The organism is Helicobacter cappadocius, assembly GCF_030688855.1.
Taxonomy (GTDB): Bacteria; Campylobacterota; Campylobacteria; order Campylobacterales; family Helicobacteraceae; genus Helicobacter_J; species Helicobacter_J cappadocius.
This window is the reverse complement of record NZ_JAUYZK010000001.1, coordinates 41,736-59,906: the sequence shown is the minus strand read 5'-3', so window position 1 is coordinate 59,906 and position 18,171 is coordinate 41,736. Positions and strand designations below refer to the sequence as shown.

Annotated in this window: 16 protein-coding genes; 5 read left to right on the top strand and 11 right to left on the bottom strand. The window is 34.6% G+C overall.

The window, feature by feature from the left end; genetic code table 11:
• Positions 1-291 precede the first annotated feature (291 nt).
• Positions 292-1,359, bottom strand: a complete 1,068-nt coding sequence (gene murG, locus Q5I06_RS00275) for an undecaprenyldiphospho-muramoylpentapeptide beta-N-acetylglucosaminyltransferase (protein ID WP_305516201.1) — start codon at positions 1,357-1,359, stop codon at positions 292-294.
• A gap of 61 nt (positions 1,360-1,420) precedes the next feature.
• Entirely contained in the window at positions 1,421-1,816 is a 396-nt protein-coding gene (gene fliW / locus Q5I06_RS00270) for a flagellar assembly protein FliW (protein WP_305516200.1), read from the bottom strand.
• Between the two features lie 74 nt (positions 1,817-1,890).
• On the opposite strand from fliW, the gene Q5I06_RS00265 reads away from it, so the two are divergent.
• Positions 1,891-4,563, top strand: a complete 2,673-nt coding sequence (locus tag Q5I06_RS00265; RefSeq protein WP_305516198.1) for a valine--tRNA ligase — start codon at positions 1,891-1,893, stop codon at positions 4,561-4,563.
• Positions 4,564-4,582: 19 nt separating this feature from the next.
• Here Q5I06_RS00265 and Q5I06_RS00260 read toward each other — a convergent pair whose 3' ends face one another.
• Genes Q5I06_RS00260 through Q5I06_RS00250 form a run of 3 tightly spaced genes read right to left on the bottom strand, consistent with a single transcriptional unit; the run spans position 4,583 to position 10,522 of the window.
• Complete coding sequence (locus Q5I06_RS00260) at positions 4,583-5,464, bottom strand: DMT family transporter (RefSeq protein ID WP_305516197.1); 882 nt, start codon at positions 5,462-5,464, stop codon at positions 4,583-4,585.
• Between the two features lie 33 nt (positions 5,465-5,497).
• The gene (gene putP / locus Q5I06_RS00255) at positions 5,498-6,988 is read right to left on the bottom strand and encodes a sodium/proline symporter PutP (RefSeq protein ID WP_305516196.1); all 1,491 of its coding nucleotides are present in this window, start codon (positions 6,986-6,988) and stop codon (positions 5,498-5,500) included.
• A 15-nt stretch (positions 6,989-7,003) separates the two neighbouring features.
• Positions 7,004-10,522, bottom strand: a complete 3,519-nt coding sequence (locus Q5I06_RS00250) for a proline dehydrogenase family protein (RefSeq protein ID WP_305516195.1) — start codon at positions 10,520-10,522, stop codon at positions 7,004-7,006.
• Positions 10,523-10,750: 228 nt separating this feature from the next.
• Here Q5I06_RS00250 and Q5I06_RS00245 point away from each other — a divergent pair, with 228 nt between their 5' ends.
• The gene (locus Q5I06_RS00245) at positions 10,751-12,142 is read left to right on the top strand and encodes an amino acid permease (protein WP_305516194.1); all 1,392 of its coding nucleotides are present in this window, start codon (positions 10,751-10,753) and stop codon (positions 12,140-12,142) included.
• Positions 12,129-13,109 (top strand): type IV pilus twitching motility protein PilT, encoded by a 981-nt coding sequence (locus tag Q5I06_RS00240; RefSeq protein WP_305516193.1) that lies wholly within the window; start codon positions 12,129-12,131, stop codon positions 13,107-13,109. The genes Q5I06_RS00245 and Q5I06_RS00240 overlap by 14 nt, the downstream gene beginning before the upstream one ends.
• Before the next feature lie 21 nt (positions 13,110-13,130).
• Here the strand turns inward: Q5I06_RS00240 and Q5I06_RS00235 are convergent, their stop codons facing one another.
• From Q5I06_RS00235 to Q5I06_RS00215, 6 genes are read right to left on the bottom strand one after another with little or no spacing between them, the layout of a single operon-like run.
• Positions 13,131-14,480 (bottom strand): type I restriction endonuclease, encoded by a 1,350-nt coding sequence (locus tag Q5I06_RS00235; RefSeq protein WP_305520899.1) that lies wholly within the window; start codon positions 14,478-14,480, stop codon positions 13,131-13,133.
• A 20-nt stretch (positions 14,481-14,500) separates the two neighbouring features.
• On the bottom strand, positions 14,501-15,673 hold the full coding sequence (locus tag Q5I06_RS00230) for an NINE protein (RefSeq protein ID WP_305516191.1): 1,173 nt from the start codon (positions 15,671-15,673) through the stop codon (positions 14,501-14,503).
• Positions 15,670-15,879 (bottom strand): superinfection immunity protein, encoded by a 210-nt coding sequence (locus Q5I06_RS08710; protein WP_370690896.1) that lies wholly within the window; start codon positions 15,877-15,879, stop codon positions 15,670-15,672. The genes Q5I06_RS00230 and Q5I06_RS08710 overlap by 4 nt, the downstream gene beginning before the upstream one ends.
• Positions 15,880-16,269 (bottom strand): OB-fold protein, encoded by a 390-nt coding sequence (locus tag Q5I06_RS00225; protein WP_305516190.1) that lies wholly within the window; start codon positions 16,267-16,269, stop codon positions 15,880-15,882.
• A complete protein-coding gene (locus tag Q5I06_RS00220) occupies positions 16,266-16,481 on the bottom strand; it encodes a hypothetical protein (protein WP_305516189.1) in 216 nt (71 codons plus the stop codon). Before Q5I06_RS00220 ends, Q5I06_RS00225 begins: the two co-directional genes overlap by 4 nt.
• Before the next feature lie 11 nt (positions 16,482-16,492).
• Positions 16,493-17,062 (bottom strand): hypothetical protein, encoded by a 570-nt coding sequence (locus Q5I06_RS00215; protein ID WP_305516188.1) that lies wholly within the window; start codon positions 17,060-17,062, stop codon positions 16,493-16,495.
• Between the two features lie 138 nt (positions 17,063-17,200).
• Here Q5I06_RS00215 and Q5I06_RS00210 point away from each other — a divergent pair, with 138 nt between their 5' ends.
• Together Q5I06_RS00210 and thyX are read left to right on the top strand one after the other, a co-directional pair.
• Entirely contained in the window at positions 17,201-17,392 is a 192-nt protein-coding gene (locus tag Q5I06_RS00210) for a helix-turn-helix domain-containing protein (protein WP_305516187.1), read from the top strand.
• Positions 17,393-17,524: 132 nt separating this feature from the next.
• The gene (gene thyX, locus Q5I06_RS00205; RefSeq protein ID WP_305516186.1) at positions 17,525-18,163 is read left to right on the top strand and encodes an FAD-dependent thymidylate synthase; all 639 of its coding nucleotides are present in this window, start codon (positions 17,525-17,527) and stop codon (positions 18,161-18,163) included.
• The last annotated feature ends 8 nt before the right edge of the window (positions 18,164-18,171 follow it).

Genomic DNA, 18,171 nt, shown 5'->3' with positions numbered 1-18,171 from the left:
TTCTTTCCGCCTATTGTAATCCTTCTTTATGAATCAATTTTCAAAAATCACTATTTCAGTTTATCGGAAAGAAAAACGCATTCATCATATGTAATGCGATCTAAAATATCACCTTTTGAAATACTCTTTATCTAATTAGTAAAATCTTTTAAGAAGAGGTGACTTTATGATTGCATAATAAGCTCTCCATTTGGTATTCTTATGCGATCACACAGAATGTAATACAAAAAATTTCTATAAAGAGAATATTAACTCTAAAATATCTGTCTTTTTATTGACTAAATTTAAATACTATCTATTACTTCTTTCAATCACTTCTTTTGCTATCTGCATCGCTCCGCCTTGAGAGATTTTACTCTGCAATCTTGCACTGATATCTTTTAGCTTGATGATACCATTTTCATCCAGGCTTTCAAGTTCGCTCATAAATTCAAACAACACTTCAGGAGAGAGTTCATTTTGACGCACGACCTTTCCTAGCTCCTCTTTTGTAAATTCTAGGGCATTGTGATATTGATGATCTCCTGTGGCATATGGATAGGGTACATAGAGTGTAGGTAATCCATTTGCCGCAAGTTCCCATACGCTACTAGCTCCAGCTCTACTTATACACATATCAGCTTCTATGATTTTATTTACTAGTTCTTTATCAAAAGCAAAGAGATCTATAAAATCAAGAATGTCTAGTGTCTTGTAGATGTTTTTGACGCGTTTAAAATCATTTTCTCCGCATTGATGGATAATCCTTATTCCTTTTTCTAACAATGTTTTTGCTACAAGCAAGGCAAAATCATTCAACGCACTAGCACCTTGTGAACCTCCTAAAAAAATTACACATTTAAGCTCCTTTCTCACTCTAGCTCGTGCAAAAAAATCACTTCTAAGAGGATAAAAAGTCTTGATATAACCATCTTCTATAAGGGAAAAACTCCCAAATGTAGCCTTTGAGTACTTGGAGAGATATTTATTTAAGGTACCTTTGATAGCATTTTGTTCGTGGATAAAAAGTGGAATTTTACTCCCTATAGTCGCTATAGATGCAGGTCCTGCAGAAAAACCACCAACACTAACAACGCTATGAATTTTATGAAGTTTGAAAATTTTTTTTGCTTTAAGAGTGGCGATTAGTTGCTTCCATAAAGAAACGATAAGACCTAAGCCTTTTTTGTTCACAACGCCCGTGGTATCCAGAAAGTAGCATTTTTCAAATAGATCATTTTGAGCAAACCAATCCCTATCTTGCCCACTAGTAGAGCCGATATAGATAACCTTGTTGCCTAAAGATTTGAATTCTTCTCCCAATGCTCTAGCAATTGCTAGATGACCACCTGTTCCACCACCTGTGATAACGATATTCATAGCAAACCCTTGTATCTTTAAGTTTGCTTAAAATTTTATCAAGGATTTGATTTATGAATGCTTAAGCCCCTAGTTCGGTAGTAGCAAAAGACTTGAGCGTATCTCTGAATCCAAAATCTGGATAATCCATAATCGAAAGTGCTATCTGTGCAGCTGTTTTGTTGCTAGGATTGAATATCAAAGGAGCTAAGAAATTAACCATTGAATCTGATAATTCTTTTTGTAACACTACAACACAATAAACCTCCACTTGAGAGTCTTTGTCAAGCTCCAAAAGCAACTCTACATACTTTGGAATACTAAAAGAATACTCTCTAAGCATATAGGGGTTTACCAACGCCATATTAAATGAACCATCAAGACTACTGATTTTGCTAAACATATCATCAATCTTTTCGAATTCAACCTGTGTAATATTTTCAAAACCTAAAATCGGTGCTTTTAAATCATAAAGCATATTTTCTCCTGTAATTATTAGCTTTTTTGTATAATTCAAAAAGCAAAACTTATACCATATTTTAAGGAATCCTAATGAACAATGATTCAGCACCCAAATCCTACCAACCTAAAGATATAGAATCTCAAGTCTATAAAATCTGCAAAGAAAGAGGATATTTTGAAATAGATGGAAACAAAAAAATCCAAAAAGAAGGTAAAAAATTTGCCATAATGATGCCCCCTCCAAATGTAACAGGAGTTTTGCACATCGGTCACGCACTTACCCTCACTCTTCAAGATATTATCAGTCGATACAAGCGAATGGATGGGTATAAAACACTCTATCAGCCCGGCTTAGATCATGCAGGTATCGCCACTCAAAACATCGTAGAAAAACAGCTTCTAGCCGAAGGAATCAAAAAAGAAGAGTTGGGCAGAGAAGCATTTGTAAAAAAAGTCTGGGAATGGAAGGAAAAAAGCGGGGGACAAATATTTTTTCAAATGGAGCATTTGGGTATTACTCCTGCTTGGTCTAGGGCAAGATTCACAATGGATGAGGGGCTTCAAAATGCTGTCAAAAAAGCTTTTGTCACTTGGTATGAAAAAGGTCTCATTGTTCAGGACAACTATATGGTCAATTGGTGTACTCATGATGGAGCACTATCTGATATTGAAGTAGAGTACGAAGAAAATCAAGGAAAACTCTATCATCTCAAATATCCTATCAAAGATTGTAATGAATATCTTATAGTGGCCACTACGCGTCCAGAGACTTATTTTGGAGATACTGCTGTAATGGTACATCCCAGCGATGAACGCTATAAGCATCTTGTAGGGAAAAAGGTACTTTTGCCTATTATTAATAAAGAAATCCCTATCATTGCTGATGAATATGTGGATATGAGCTTTGGAACAGGTTGCGTGAAGGTTACTCCAGCCCATGATATAAATGACTATGAAGTGGGCAAAAGACATCATTTAGATTTTATTGTTGTATTTGATAAAAATGGTTTTCTAAATGAAAATGCTAGAGAATTTCAAGGACTTGAAAGGCTACAAGCACGAGAAAAAATCGTGGAAAAATTAGACAAAAAAGGCTATGTAGAAAAAATAGAAGATTATATCAATCAAGTTGGCAAATGCTACCGATGTGGCAATACAATAGAGCCATATATATCAAAACAATGGTTTGTTAAAGCAGAAGTTGCCAAAGGAGCTATAGAAAAAATCCATAATGATCTTGCATTATTTTATCCCTCGCAATGGAAAAACAACTATAATGCATGGATGAGAGATCTCAAAGATTGGTGTATTTCTAGGCAGCTTTGGTGGGGACATCGGATTCCTGTTTGGACTTGCGAGTGTTCGCATACATTTGCGAGTGAGTCAGATTCTGTTGATTGTTGCCCAAAGTGTTCTAGCAAAAATATCTCTCAAGATCCTGATGTGCTAGATACTTGGTTCAGCTCTGGGTTATGGGCTTTTAGCACACTTGGATGGGGCAATAATACCTGGATGGAGGGTGAAAAATGGCAAAAAGATGACTTAGATGAATTTTATCCAAACTCTTTACTTATCACAGGATTTGATATTTTATTTTTTTGGGTAGCTAGAATGCTCTTAAGTGGAGAATCTCTACTAGGAAAGCTTCCTTTTAAAGACATCTATCTCCACGCCCTAGTACGTGATGAAAATGGTCAAAAGATGAGCAAATCCAAAGGCAATGTCATCGACCCCTTGGAGATTATAAAAGAGTACGGAGCAGATTCTGTACGCTTTACTTTGGCAATGCTGTGTGCTCAAGGTAGAGATATTAGACTTTCAAGTTCTAGCTTGGAGATATCTAAAAATTTTGCTAACAAGCTCTTTAACGCGGTAAATTTTTTGATGATGTATTTAGAACAACTATCAGGAGAAGAAGGGTTAAAAAAAGGGTTTGAAACCAAAGAAAAACTCCAAGATTTTAAAACCCCACTAGGCATATATGCCAAATCAAGATTAAACTGCACAACCAAAGAAATCAGAACCGCTATTGACTCTTATCGTTTTAATGATGGAGCAAATATTTTGTATCGTTTTTTGTGGGGTGAGTTTTGCGACTGGTTTATTGAATTATCAAAAGCAGATAAACCTTCAATTTATGAACTTGGAAGTGTATTAAAAGAATCTTTGAAACTCTTACACCCCTACATGCCTTTTATAACTGAAGATTTGTGGCATAGGCTAAATAGCACCTCTATAGAAAATTCTTCATCAATTATGATAGCTCCATATCCTGAGGAAACACTTCAAGATAACATTATTGAAAATGAGTTTAATATTATTCAAGATGCTATTGTCTCTATCAGAAGAGCGAAAATGACTCTTGATATTGGAAATAAGCTAATCTCAAAGGTCTATATAGAGCTCAATGAAAACAAAAAAATCGATAATTTAGATTTATTTATCAAATTCATAGCCAAACTAGCAAAAGTGCAAGAGGTCCTTATTGTAGATAAAAAACCACAAAAATCAGTCTGTGATGTGAGCGAATACTGCAAAAGCTATTTGAGCTTAGAAGGTATTGATACTGCCCCTATTTTAAAACGTCTTAAAGGACAAAAAGAAAAACTAGAAAAAGAAATCTTAAAGCTAAAAGGCATGTTAAGCAATGAAAAATTTCTTCAAAATGCTCCTATTGAAGTTCTAGCTAACAACAAAGAAAGTCTCAAAGAATGTGAAGAAAAGCTCTCTAAAGTGCAAATAGAGCTACAGAGTTTCGCATAAGTCTTGTTTTAAAAAGTAATTATGATTTATTGTAGCTCTTCATACGTGTTGGAAGATAAAAATTGATAAGATAAATTGCGACTAAAGCTATCAAGCCTCCAATTACAGTATGAATTTGAGGTATCTCTCCTAAAAATATCCAAGCAAACAGTAACGCTCCAAGTGGCACAAGTAGAACAAAAATTCCGCCTTGTGTCACACCTAAAACTTTGATACCCTTATAGAAGATTGTCGTAGCAAAAGTCGTCGATAGTATCGTCACGCTAAACATACAAAGCCAAAACTTATAATCCACATTACCCAAAGAATGGGTATCTGTAAAAAACAAAGAAGGTAAAAAAATCACAAAAGGAAATACAGAGCTATAAAAATTAATGACAATAGGATGGGAATTTTCTGTAGCATATCTGGAACTTATTGTGAGCGATGCCCACATCAATGCTGCTAATACATAAATAGCATTAAAAGGTGAGAGCAATGAATTGTAATTAGTAATATCAACTAGAAAAGCTCCGGAAACAATTCCTAAAAAAAGTCCTATCTTCTCATTCCTTAAAAGCGAGTTTTTTTTAATAGCACTCCAAATAAAAGTCGCAAAAATAGGAGACAAAACCTCTGCAATCACTCCCGCACTACCAGCTTCTCCATAATGCAAACCAGCTAAAAGCAAATAATTATAAACAGTATTAAAAACCCCTATTAAAAGAGTGGGCAAAATAGCACTTTTGGGAATTGAAAAAGGTATCTTAAGATAAAACATGAATGGCAAAAAACTCAATGTAACAATGCCACACTTGATAGAGACGATTTGAAGTGGATCGACTTGTTGATCCACCATCACTTTTGAAGCTGTCCATGTAAGTCCCCATAACATCATAGATAAAAACATCAATGCTCTCATAATGGCAACTCCCTTTGAGCTACTCTTGGTCAATTAATTGCGATAAATCTCTCTTAGCATTGTATCAAAAGCTTCTTTTGTTCCTACTCTCACTGGCTGCAAAAGACTCACTAAGACAATAGCAATACTAGCACACAAAAATCCAGGAATGATCTCATATATTCCAAAATACTGAATGAAGAAATTTTTATATACTACAACCACTACAGCCCCTACAGCCATTCCGGCAATAGCACCCATTCGAGTCATCCTAGACCAAAAAAGTGAAAAAACAATCACGCTACCAAAACTAGCTCCAAATCCTGCCCAAGCATAAGCAACGATATTTAAAACGCTAGAGTTTTTATCAGTAGAAATAAAAAATGCGACACAAGCTACCAAGAGAACTGCGATACGAGAAAAAATCATCACTAATTTTGGTGGAGCATTTTTGTTAAATACTTTTTTGTAAAAATCTTCGGCAATTGTAGATGAAGAAACTAGAAGTTGCGAACTCGCTGTACTCATAATAGCTGCCAAAATAGCACTGAGTAAAATCCCAGCAATCCAAGGGTTGAAAAGTAACTGACTCATCACAATAAAGATTTTTTCAGGATCACTCAAGGTCAAATCAAATTTTACTACATAAGCAATGCCCAAAAATCCCATCGTGCAAGCGCCGATAAGACTAATAACCATCCAAGATATTCCAACTACTGTAGCTGTAGGAATATCTTTGGTAGATTTTATAGACATAAAACGAACCAAAATATGTGGCTGACCAAAATAACCTAAGCCCCAAGCAAGAGAAGATATAATAGAGATAGCACCTACGCCGTTTCCAAAAGATAAAGCTTCTGGCTTTATATTAGAAACCAAAGACACAGCCTCGCTCATTCCTCCTAGATGATAGAGCATCACACATGGAACAACCACAAGTGCCCCCATCATTAAAAGACCCTGTATCAAATCTGTCCAACAAACTGCCTTATATCCTCCAAAAAAGGTATAAGCCACAATAATGACTGTACCTATGACTAAAGCATAACTATATTGAATGCCAAATGTTGCTTCAAAAAGCTTCCCGCCACCAACTAATCCTGAAGAAATATAAATCGTAAAAAATACTAAGATAACAAATGCTGAAATCAGCCTCAAGATATGTTTATCATCAGAAAATCTTGTCTCAAAATAATCTGGGATCGTGATAGAGTTTGCAATCACGCTGGTATATACTCGCAATCTTTTAGCCACTAATGCCCAATTTATAAAAGCACCCACACTAAGCCCGATAGCAATGTAACTTTGAGAAAGACCCCCAACATACAATGCACCAGGTAAGCCCATCAAAAGCCACCCGCTCATATCTGATGCTCCAGCAGAAAGAGCACTGATAAAAGGACCCATTGTTCGATTGCCTAAAAAATAATCCTCTGTTGTTTCATTTTGCCTATAAAAATAAAATCCAATATAAAGCATCAATAAAGCATATACGACAAAAGTCGTAATAATAGGAAAACTTAAAACAACCGTTTCTTGAGCCATCACTATCCTTTTATTTTAGTCTTTTTTCAAAGCTCTCGCACCAAGATTTCCGTATCTATGATAAGAAATACTAACAGATTTTTCTAAGTGATAATATAGCAACTCAAACCGACCATTGATAAGCGGTTTTGCAGAAGCAATTATGATTGCATTGATTGCAGAAGCTTTATAGATCGGATTTTCTCTATCTGGCGTAGCAAAATATCTTACTCTACCAAACTCTGAGATTTTTTCTGCAAATTCCTTGTCGCTTTCATAACGAATCTGTGCATTTAAGCCAAGCTTAGATAGATTTTTTTCAACTATGGCAAAATGAGGATTTGCTTCTCTTGAATCTATACTCAAAACAAGAGGAATCTTACAGGTATTTGCCCCAATAATAACTCCCATTATATCTTTGAGGGTATCGCTACTGCTGATACGATATCCAATGGATTTTACTTTTGTATAAGAGAATAGATTGTCTTCACCACGGATATTAACATAGTCTTTTTTGGTTTCAAACTCATGTTTGTTGTGGTAAGCGTAGCTTTTTGCCATATCGGCGATATCTTTGATTTCTCCTGCACTAACACCACTTTGTGCAAGAATTTCAAGTCTTGTGGCAATAGGAGTATCTAAGAGATTATTATCACTATCTTTTTGAGAAACGTCCAAGAATTGGGTGATGTAATTAAATATTCCTACTTTTCTACCAAAACCAATCGCTGATTTTTTTATTCCACCAAATGGTTGCCTCAAGACAATTGCACCTGTAGTAGATTTATTGATATAAAGATTTCCAGCTTCGATATTTTCAATCCATTCGCTCCACTCACGCTCATCAAGAGATTCCAAAGCACTTGTCAGACCGTAGCCTGTGGAATTCACTATAGATATAGCGTGTTTAAGATCTCTTGCACACATTACAGAGAGAATAGGCACAAAAAGTTCGGTCTTGTGAGTATAATCACCTTCTTTTGTGCCATATTTAATAGCGGGTTTCATCAAGTATGGATTGTTATTTTCATAACTTGGAGCAATAGCCCACTCTTCATAGCTTTCTTTTGTATCAATAGCTTTTTGAACTTTATCATTGACTTTATCTGCCAAAGTTCCTATTTTATTCTTAAGCACAAAAGGATCTCCTACCGCCATGCTCTTTGTTGCATCTATCAAAGTCTTTTTAAAGTTTTCATCTTCATAAACTTCTTTTTCTAATACCAAAAGCGATGTTGCTGAACATTTTTGACCAGAGTTGCTGAAAGCTGAATGAATAATATTTTTGATAGCTTGATCTCTGTCTGCCATTTTGCTCACAATCGTAGCATTTTTTCCACCTGTTTCTGCAGAAAGCAAAAGTGCTGGATTGGCTTCTAGCATTTTATATGCAGTATCCTCTCCACCTGTTAGAACTGAAAAACATACAGATTTATCTTTGAGCAAATGTTTGCTAATATCTGATCCTTTTGCAGGAAGATAGATAAGTGCATCTCTTGGAATACCTGCATCCCAGAAACATTCACACAACATATATCCTGTAACACTTGATAAGCTAGAAGGCTTATAAATCACTCGGTTTCCTGCTGCCAAAGGTGCGGCGATAGTACCGATAGATATACCTACAGGAAAGTTCCAAGGAGCGATAACTACACCGATACCCTTAGGAGTGAAATGAGTATTTGGATTTTGCTCTTTTAATGTTCTAAGGCTATAAGGATAGAATTCCAAAAAGTCAATAGCTTCGCTGACTTCAGGATCGGTTTCTGCATAAGTTTTCCCCACTTCTAATGCTGCTATACCGATAAGATCTCCTCTTCTCTCTCGAACTTTTTGAGCCACTTGAGAGATAAGCTTATGAATATCCTTATGATCCATTTTTGAGAACCCGCTTCTATCTTCTTTCGCAACCTCAAGTGCCTTTTGGATAGCCTCTTCATTTGCAAGAGCAATGGTAGCGATTTTTTTGTTTTGAATATGGTCAAAAACCTCTGTTTTTTGCATACTAGCATTTTCTATTTTTTCACCCGCAATAGGATAAATTTCTAAATGTGGTAGATTTTGGAACTTAGATTTGATTTGTTGTGCCCAATCTCTATTTGCAGACAAAATAAAATCTGTGTCGCTTTCGTTTGTAAATTCCTTGTGATCATAGGTGCTTTTACCACTTTGTGGAGCCAAACGATTCTGAGTTCTGTGGGTGGAATTGTCAAGCTTGTTTATATTTTCTAGCGAATCTAAGAAAAGCTGTTTTTGAGTTTCCCAGTTTTTTGATCCTACTTTGAGGTTAAAGAAATATCTCATAAAATTGTCTTCACTTGTATTCTCATCAAGTCTTCGCACCAAATAGGCAATCGCATTGTTGAAATGCTCATCATTACACACCGGTGCGTAAAGAATCAATTTGTGCATTTTGCTAAGTTCATAAGAAGCTTGTAAGCTCATTCCTTCTAGCATTTCAAATGTAAAGGACTCTTGTGCCCCCTTATCATAAACTCTTGTATAAGCATAAGCGATCTCAAATAAATTGTGAGATGCGATACCTATTCTTATATATTTATAATTATCACCTTCAAGAACAAAATTAAGCATTTTATTGTAGTTAGAATCTGTGTCTATTTTTCTTGAGAATGTTGGAAGCTCCCAACCTTTTTGAGAAGCAATGGTCTCTTCTGATTCCATATTTGCACCTTTTACAAATCGAATCTTAATAGCAGGTTTGCCCGATTTTACTCTCTCTTTTGAAAATGCATGGAGCTTTTCTAAATATCTCAAAGAATCTGGGATATAGGCCTGAAGAACAATCCCTGCATCAATATCAAATTTTGAAACAGATTCCATGAAAGCACTCACAGTGAGTTCTAGATCTCTGAATTCCTCCATATCTAGGTTGATGAATTTTTTCTTGCCATGTTTTTTCTCTGATTCTTGAGCGATACTATAGAGTTCATCTAGTCTTTTAACCACTTCAGATTTTGAATATTCAAAATCAATAATATTGATTTGAGAAAAAATCGTTGTGATTTTAATAGAAATATACTCAATGTGCTCAGATCTAAGAGCATCTTCGTATTTATGCATTCGATATAAAGATTCTGCCTCACCAAGTACTTCTTCGCCAATAAGATTGACATTTAAAGTAATATTCTGACCTTTTCTTTTGATGATATGTGCATCAAGCTTAGATCTTTCTTCGTCTAAAACCATCGCTTTTGTATCATTTCGGATGTAATTAACAAAGAAAGGAACGCTCATATTTGGGGCCAATTTTCCTGCGGACAAAAACGCTAACAAGAGGAATTTCTCATATGCAGAGAAAAAATCTGCAATTCCATATTTTCCTAGTATGTATTCAATTTCATTAAACCTTGCAGAGTTGTCAAAACATCGAAAACTTCGATCGAGTAATTCTATTAACATTACTTTATTTTTAGGATTTTCCAAAAGTTTCTGCATTTTTTTGTGAAATGACTTTTCTGTGGAAGAAATATGCTCGGTGATTTTGTGTTGTAGCTCTTCGGCTAACTGAAGAGATTTAGAAACTAGCTGGTCCATTATGTCCATCCTTAATTTTTGTTATTTAATATATCTTAGCACGATATTTCATTTTCTCTTAAAAATTTGATAAAAATAATTGATAACTCTATGATATTTGTGTAAAAGTGTAAAAATGCTACATTTCTGCACAAATAAAAAATATTCAACTTAAAAAAACCTCGTCTTTTTTGTTGAATTTTGATTTAAAAATATATATTGTCTATAAAATACAAAGGGGGATATTTTATGAAAGAAGGTAATTCATTCGCTAGAGATCTAAAAGCACGGCATCTAATTATGATCGCTTTTGGCGGAGCAATGGGGACGGGGTTATTTGTAGGTACAGGACAAAGTCTTCATATGGCAGGACCCTTAGGGACAGTTATTGCCTATTGTGTAGCCTCTGTGATTGTATATAGCATTATGCTTTCATTAGGAGAACTAAGCTCTTATTTTCCAAATACGGGGAGTTTTGGGGACTATGCCGATAAGTTTATATCTCCATCTGCAGGATATATGGTTTTTTGGCTCTACTGGCTAAATTGGACAACAACTGTGGGAATAGAATTTATTGCGGTGGGATTTTTGATGCAAAAATGGTTTCCTCATATTCCCACTTATATTTGGGTGATTATATGTATTATTGGTGTTTTTTCTTTCAATGTCTATCGAGTCAAAATATTTGCAGAGAGTGAATTCACTCTCTCTCTTATCAAAGTGATTGCTGTTGTTTTGTTTCTTGTATTTGGAGTTGCGATGTTGTTTTATCATTTGTATGAAAATGGTTTTGCTCAGACATTCTCAAACTTTTATTTCCATACTGAAAATTACACTGGATTTTTTCCAAATGGTATCACAGCTGTATTTATGACTATTTTGGCTGTAAATTTTGCCTTCACAGGCACAGAGGTGATGGGAGTAGCCGTAGGTGAAACTAAAAACCCTGCAAAAGCCGTACCAATGGCTATCAATGCGACCTTATGGCGTTTGATTATCTTTTTTGTTGGATCGGTTTTTATCATAGCAACCTTTTTACCAATGGATAATGCAACCATTACTCAAAGTCCTTTTGTAGATGTTCTACAAATATTCAACATACCTTATGTAAGCGATATAATGAACTTTATTCTTATTTCTGCATTACTTTCTACGGCTAATTCTGGTGTTTATGCTTCTGCACGAATGATTTGGGGATTGGCTGAGAAAAAAATGTTACCGCATTTTTTTGCACGGGTAAATAAAAATGGTATTCCAATCAATGGGCTTATGTTCTCTATGCTCGTATCCTTATTAGCATTACTTACTGCAGTCTCTCCGGCAAAAAGTGTTATCAATAACCTCATTGCTGTAAGCTCTCTAGCAATGATGCTTGTGTGGGTAAGTGTAAGTATTTCTCAATACAAATTCAGAAAATGGTATCTTGCACAAGGTAAAAAACTTGAAGATTTACCATATAAAACACCTTTTACTCCAGGTATTCAGATACTCGGTGTTATTGGATGTGTTGTATCAATCATAGGGGCGTATTTTGACAAAGAACAACGCGTAGCCATCTATGGTACTATTATATTTTGTGTGGTCGCCTTTATTGCTTATCATCTAACTAAAAATCTTTGGAAAGAAAATGAAAAACTATAATAGCATTGAGTTTAGCGATATTTTATCTAATGCATTAAATCTAAATGCTTCAGATATCCATATAATGGGAGATGGGGAAGTTTTTTTCAGGATTTGCACACAAATTGTTCCTGCAAAGATAAGACTAGAAAATATTGAAAGATTTATGCAAGAACTTCTTACTCCAGAAGAAATACACTCTATTAAAACAGGTGAAGAAAAAGATATTAGTATATCCTATGAAGGCAGAAGATTGCGAACGAACTTCTACCTGAGCAATACTCTACCTTCAATGAGTTTTCGTATCTTATCTGAAAAGATTCCAGATATTGAAACACTCTCCCTCCCTGCCATCATTAAAGATGTTTTTAGCAAAACAAGTGGACTAATATTAGTTAGCGGTGCTACAGGCAGTGGCAAATCCACCACTATTGCTTCAGCACTTGAATATGTGAATCAAAACTTTTGCAGACATATCATCTGTATCGAAGATCCTATAGAATATCTGCACAAAAATATAAAAAGCTTTTTTTCTCATCGCGAGATTGGCAAAGACACTCGAGATTTCGCCTCTGCTATCAAATCAGCACTGCGTCAAGATCCTGATATTATATTCATCGGAGAATTAAGAGATAGCGAATCCATCAAAACAGCTCTTCTAGCCAGTCAGCTAGGTCATCTTGTTGTAGCAACCACGCATTCTACAGATGCTACAGGCACACTCTCAAGAATTATCAATAGCTTTGGAGAATCACGTGCAGAAATTGCACTTGAACTCTCTACAAGTTTGGAAGCTATTGTCTCTCAAGAATTGCTAAGCCTCCCTAACGGAAAGCTGCAAGCGATTGTTGAGATACTCATTGCAACTCCTGCGATAAAAACACTCATTAGAGATCAAAAATACCATCAAATCCCCTCTCAAATCTCTATGGGCAGAGAGTTTGGAATGATAAGTTTTGAGCAGAGTAGAAAAAATGTGGGATTATAAAGCTAAACAAGGCACAAAAGATTATGATCTGATTTGATAAGATTGCCTGATGAGAGATAGAAGATAGTCTTTGTCTTCTGAGGTTTCATAATTAAACTCTGTATTTCCATTTCCTGTATTTTTAGCAGAAGTATCTATGAGTCTTTTAGCAGGATCATTAAATTCACTCACTCTAGGAGTGAAAAATACGCGGATTTTACTTTGTTGCAAAATCAAACCGACGAAGTTTTTATCATTGATCTTGAAGCTGATGTAAGGTTTTGTAGGATTTATATTCACATTTCCTAGTTTCATTATGTCTGTTTTGATGTCTTGATACAATTTTACAATATCGCTATTGTATCTTTCTAGGATTTCTTCTTCTGTCCAGCTAGTTGTCTTCAAGATGAATTTTGAAGGATTTTTGCCTATAGCTTTGATATTTTCGATCTTATAAAGGCATTGCTCTGAAACTCTTTTAACTGGGTTGGAGTTTGTGGTAGGGATTTGTTCTTTGGGGTATTTTGCTTGGATTTTTTCCCATATCTCTTCTGCTTTTAGTGCTTGAGAACTTGAAGAAAGTGCCTCAATGATGGATTTTTCCCAAAAAGCCTGGACTTTTCCTTTTTGAATAGGGTTAAGGTTTTCATCAGGTTTTGAAGTTTTATGGGGTTTGCTTTCTATAGATTGATTTTTATAGATTTTAGAATTCACATATTCGAAGGCTTTTTTAATTTCTGGTATATATTCTTGAACCAATTTTTCAGTCTTCTTTTGATTTGTCAGTAGAGATTTTTCAATAACAAATTTTGCAAAATCAGGGCTTAGATTGATAACATTATTTTCTATGGCTCTAAGTATCTTGCCCCACTCCCATACCTTTTCGCGATCTATTTTGTCATAAGAAAACATCTGGAGTGTTTTTAAATCTTGGGAAGTGTAATCTTTGAGATTAAAAATAAAAAATGGCTCTGTATCTAATAGATTTTCTTTATTTAAATCCGCGAAAAATCGATATTCAAGCCCATTACTCAGCATAGCAAAAAATCTACAATTTTGTTTTTCATCAAGTTTTTTATTTTTAAAATAATCGCTAAGCTTACTTGTGATGGTAGAGTTTTCCAAACTAGTTTCAAAAGCTTTGGCTTCGACAATCGCGACCAAATTACCATTTTTAAATAATGAATAATCGACTTTTTGTCCGCCTTGTTTTCTAAAAGCTGCATTATCTTCGATAGAACACACTTCATGATCTCTTACATCATAACCGAGTGCTTCTAGCATTCTATCTATGAGTGATGTTCTAGTTTGTGCTTCTTTTCTTATCATAGAGCTTCTGAAATCTTCATATTGAATTTTTCTCGCTAGTTCTTCTATCAGTGTAATGTTCATTTTAATTCCTTAATATTTAGTTATTTTTTGTTGATTTGTTTTAATAAATTTGCCACTCCGACACCTATTCCCACATCAGTATGTCTTTTCGCACTCTTTACTTCTCTTTTTAGTTCTTCTATTTTTTTGTTACTTTCCATCTGTTGTTTTTCAAACATATATTGCATTTGAGGTGCAATTTTTTCTGCTGCCCTATTAGCAATATCCTCTCTTTCTTCTTCTATTCTTTGGGCTTCTTCTTCTGCTTCTCTTTGGGCTTGTAGCCTTTCATTCTCAGCTTCTATTTCATCTAGCATTCGAGCCTGTTCTTCTGCGACAATATCAATTAATCCCTGACAAATTCCAGCCAAAACCTCCATCTTCACGGGAAGTTCATCTATCGTTTTTACTATAGGAATAACTTTACTAAATAAAATATGCATTTTTTCAAGGTGCTTTAGACCTAAAAAATTCATTTCTTCACGCTTAACATTCCAATCCTTGATTAATGTATCCTCATAATCCTTCCATTTACTCTCCCATATCAAATTGTAGTTTTGAACATAGCGAGATATTAAAAAAATACTATATATCCACCAAATAGGTACACTAAAAATCCATATCCAACAAATATCTTGAATCCATAAATCGCCTAAATTGAACCCAAAAAAACTTACAAAAATCCATAAAACCGGAAAAGAGATGAATAAAAAAAGCTGAACAAACCCTTCTACATATCGCTCTGCATAAAAAGAGCCTAACCCAAGATATCCAAAAAATATAGCTAGAAGCCTCCCAGTTACTAGAGATTTTTTTGGAACTTCAAATGGCTTTTTCTCAATGGGTTTGATCTTTAAAGACAAAGCCCCCTCTCTTAAATCAAACAATTCTTGAAAAAAATCTGCAGCATTTTTCAGAGCTTTCGTAGGAAAATCAGATTTTTTATTTTCTATCACTTCTAGCAGTAAAAAAGGTAGTGAAACACTGCAGTCACCTTTTGAAACCAGCCAAAATTTAGATGGCTTGAATTTATATTGAATAAAGTCATTTGTATTTTTGGTAGTGTATATAGAAATCTCTGCAACAGGATCGGGGCTAATTTGACTTAATTTTTTATCTAGACCTTTTTGACAGGCTACATCCCATATTTCTGCTGCTGTAAGAGGGTAATCACTCATTTGAAGCACTTCTTTTATAAGCTCTGTGATGGTCATTCTTTCTCCTTTTTAGAATTATTATTTATAATTACAGTCTTAGACTGACTTCCACACGCCATTATCAAGGAAATTATCCATCCAATCACAGACCAACCCAACAGGAAATTGATAATCAATACACCTCCAACATTATGTCGCCTCAGCAGAGAAATAATCGTGGGAAAAAAATATCCTAAAATAATTACAAGGATTAAAGTATCCATTTATTTACTCCTCTTAATGGTGCAATTTTCTCCTGTTGGAAACATAAAATAAGATATTTTTTCACAAATTAAGGATGTAGTTTGGCCTTTTCTTAGATTCGTTAGAGAGTTTATTTCAGAAATTTCTACAAACATAACTGCTACAAGGAAACTATTACTTAATTTAAATTCAACATATGGTTTGCCCATACTTTTCCCAATTGACGCAATAACTCCTGTTATCTCTACTGATTTTCCATCTAATTTTTCATTAGCAAAAAGTTCATTTTCGCTAAACATTTGATCAAGCTCATCAGGGGTTGTTTTAAAAATTTTCGAATTACTGTTTGATGCCGCCAAAAAGTTTCCTAAACTCAAAAATAAAAATATACTTACAATATAAATTCTCATTTCCTCATCCTCTTTTCTATTTCTCTTATCATATTGTCATGTTCTTTTCGGATTTGATATTCGACATCTTTACGGATACTTTTCTCACTGTCACTTATCATTCGCACGATTTTATCTAGCTGTTTATCCAGTGAATATTCAAACTTTTTGATAGCTGTTTCCACCTCTTTATTAACTAATCTTGTAATTTCTCTTTCTGTTTCTCTGTCCATTTTCGACTCCTTTATTTTGATTTTTTATCATCATTTATTTTTCTGATGCTAGTAAATTTAAAACCACTCAGACCAAGCGAATCCTGAATCAGAAGAGTAGGCTGTGATAAAATAAACTGACCAGAAAACACTACTTTGTCTCCTATCTCTAGTTCAGATACGGCATTATACAGATTAGTCTCAATGTCTATACCTGTATGTGTGTGATACTTATCATCGAAAGCCTTATTGTCAAGTGTTGTCACTGCAATAGCCTTTCCGTATTTTATTAATAATCCAACTGTTATTCTTGCTGAACCATCAGAATCATCAGAACGAATGCTGATTACCTCCCCAACCCAATTTTTTGCTACTCTATCTTTGAGTAGATTGGATAATGAATTTTGCAAATGAAGTTGTATTTTAGTTTTTTTAACTTCATTGGTCGTGGCTACGAATTCATCAATAGCCTTATTCATAATCTTTATAAAAGATTTTTCAAGTGGTGGCATTTTGTTTGCAAGTTCGTCTGCATTCAAAAAACAAGCCATACCCATCAGTATAAAGCCAATCAAGAATTTTATTGCTATTTTTACATTCATAAATATCTACCTTTACAAAATTATCCAAACATTTTAGGTATTATTTCCTTAAATTTAGTTTTAAATAGGTAAATATTACTGAATTTTGTTTAAAAATATTTTCAAGTAGATTTTAATAAAAATTACTTGAGGATAGAGATGAAATTTACTCAGCAGGACATAGCTAGAATCATCGGCGTAGATGCAAAAACTTTGCGAAATTGGCGAAAAGACAAACCCGAACTTTATAGACGCGTGATGCTAAGCTTTCAATACGAAGAAATTCTCCATACACTCAAAAACCAATATGAAGAATTCAAAAAGCTAGGAGACAATCTATACAACAAATAACCCTAAACAAAATTCATCTTAAATCCAAAAATTAACTTCAGGTAACATCTTAAAGAAAGAACTCTTTTAAGCCAAAATCATATTGATTGATTTTTTAAGCGACATATGTGTAAAATTCCAAAAAGGATATTTATGAAAGTTACACTCAAGCACTATACCCCCTTAGAAGTCTGTTCGATGGCTATCCGCACTTGTTGGCAGAGCTTTGATAAATCTGATGGAGGTGGCGAAAAAGACCTCTCTCTCATTGATCGTGTCGGAAACAAAAACAAACACTCTAGCACCCTAGAACACTTATATTATAATTTCTATATTCAAGGCATTAGCCGTGCTTGTTTGCAAGAACTTGCTCGTCATCGCATGGCAAGTTATAGCGTCAAATCCTCTCGCTATACACTCAAAGAGATCAAAGAAGAGCCTTCCTTCCTTCCTATCAATGAAGAAAATCAAAAAAGAGCTGAAAAATACATCGTTTTTACCTCAAATGAAAATGTCAATATAGCCTCTATTTCAGCATTAGAAAACCTTCGAAAACTCCTCCTTGAACCTATAGGAAACGATCTAGCCAAATACGCGATGCCCGAATGTTACAAAACAGAACTTCACTGGAGCATCAACGCTAGAAGTCTGCAAAACTTCCTAGAACTTCGTACAAATAGAGCAGCTCTGTGGGAAATCCAAAAACTCGCCCATAGTATTTATAATGCACTCCCACAGGAACATAAGTTTATTTTTGAAGAGAAAATAACCCAGCCTTATGAGAAGAATTGATACCATCT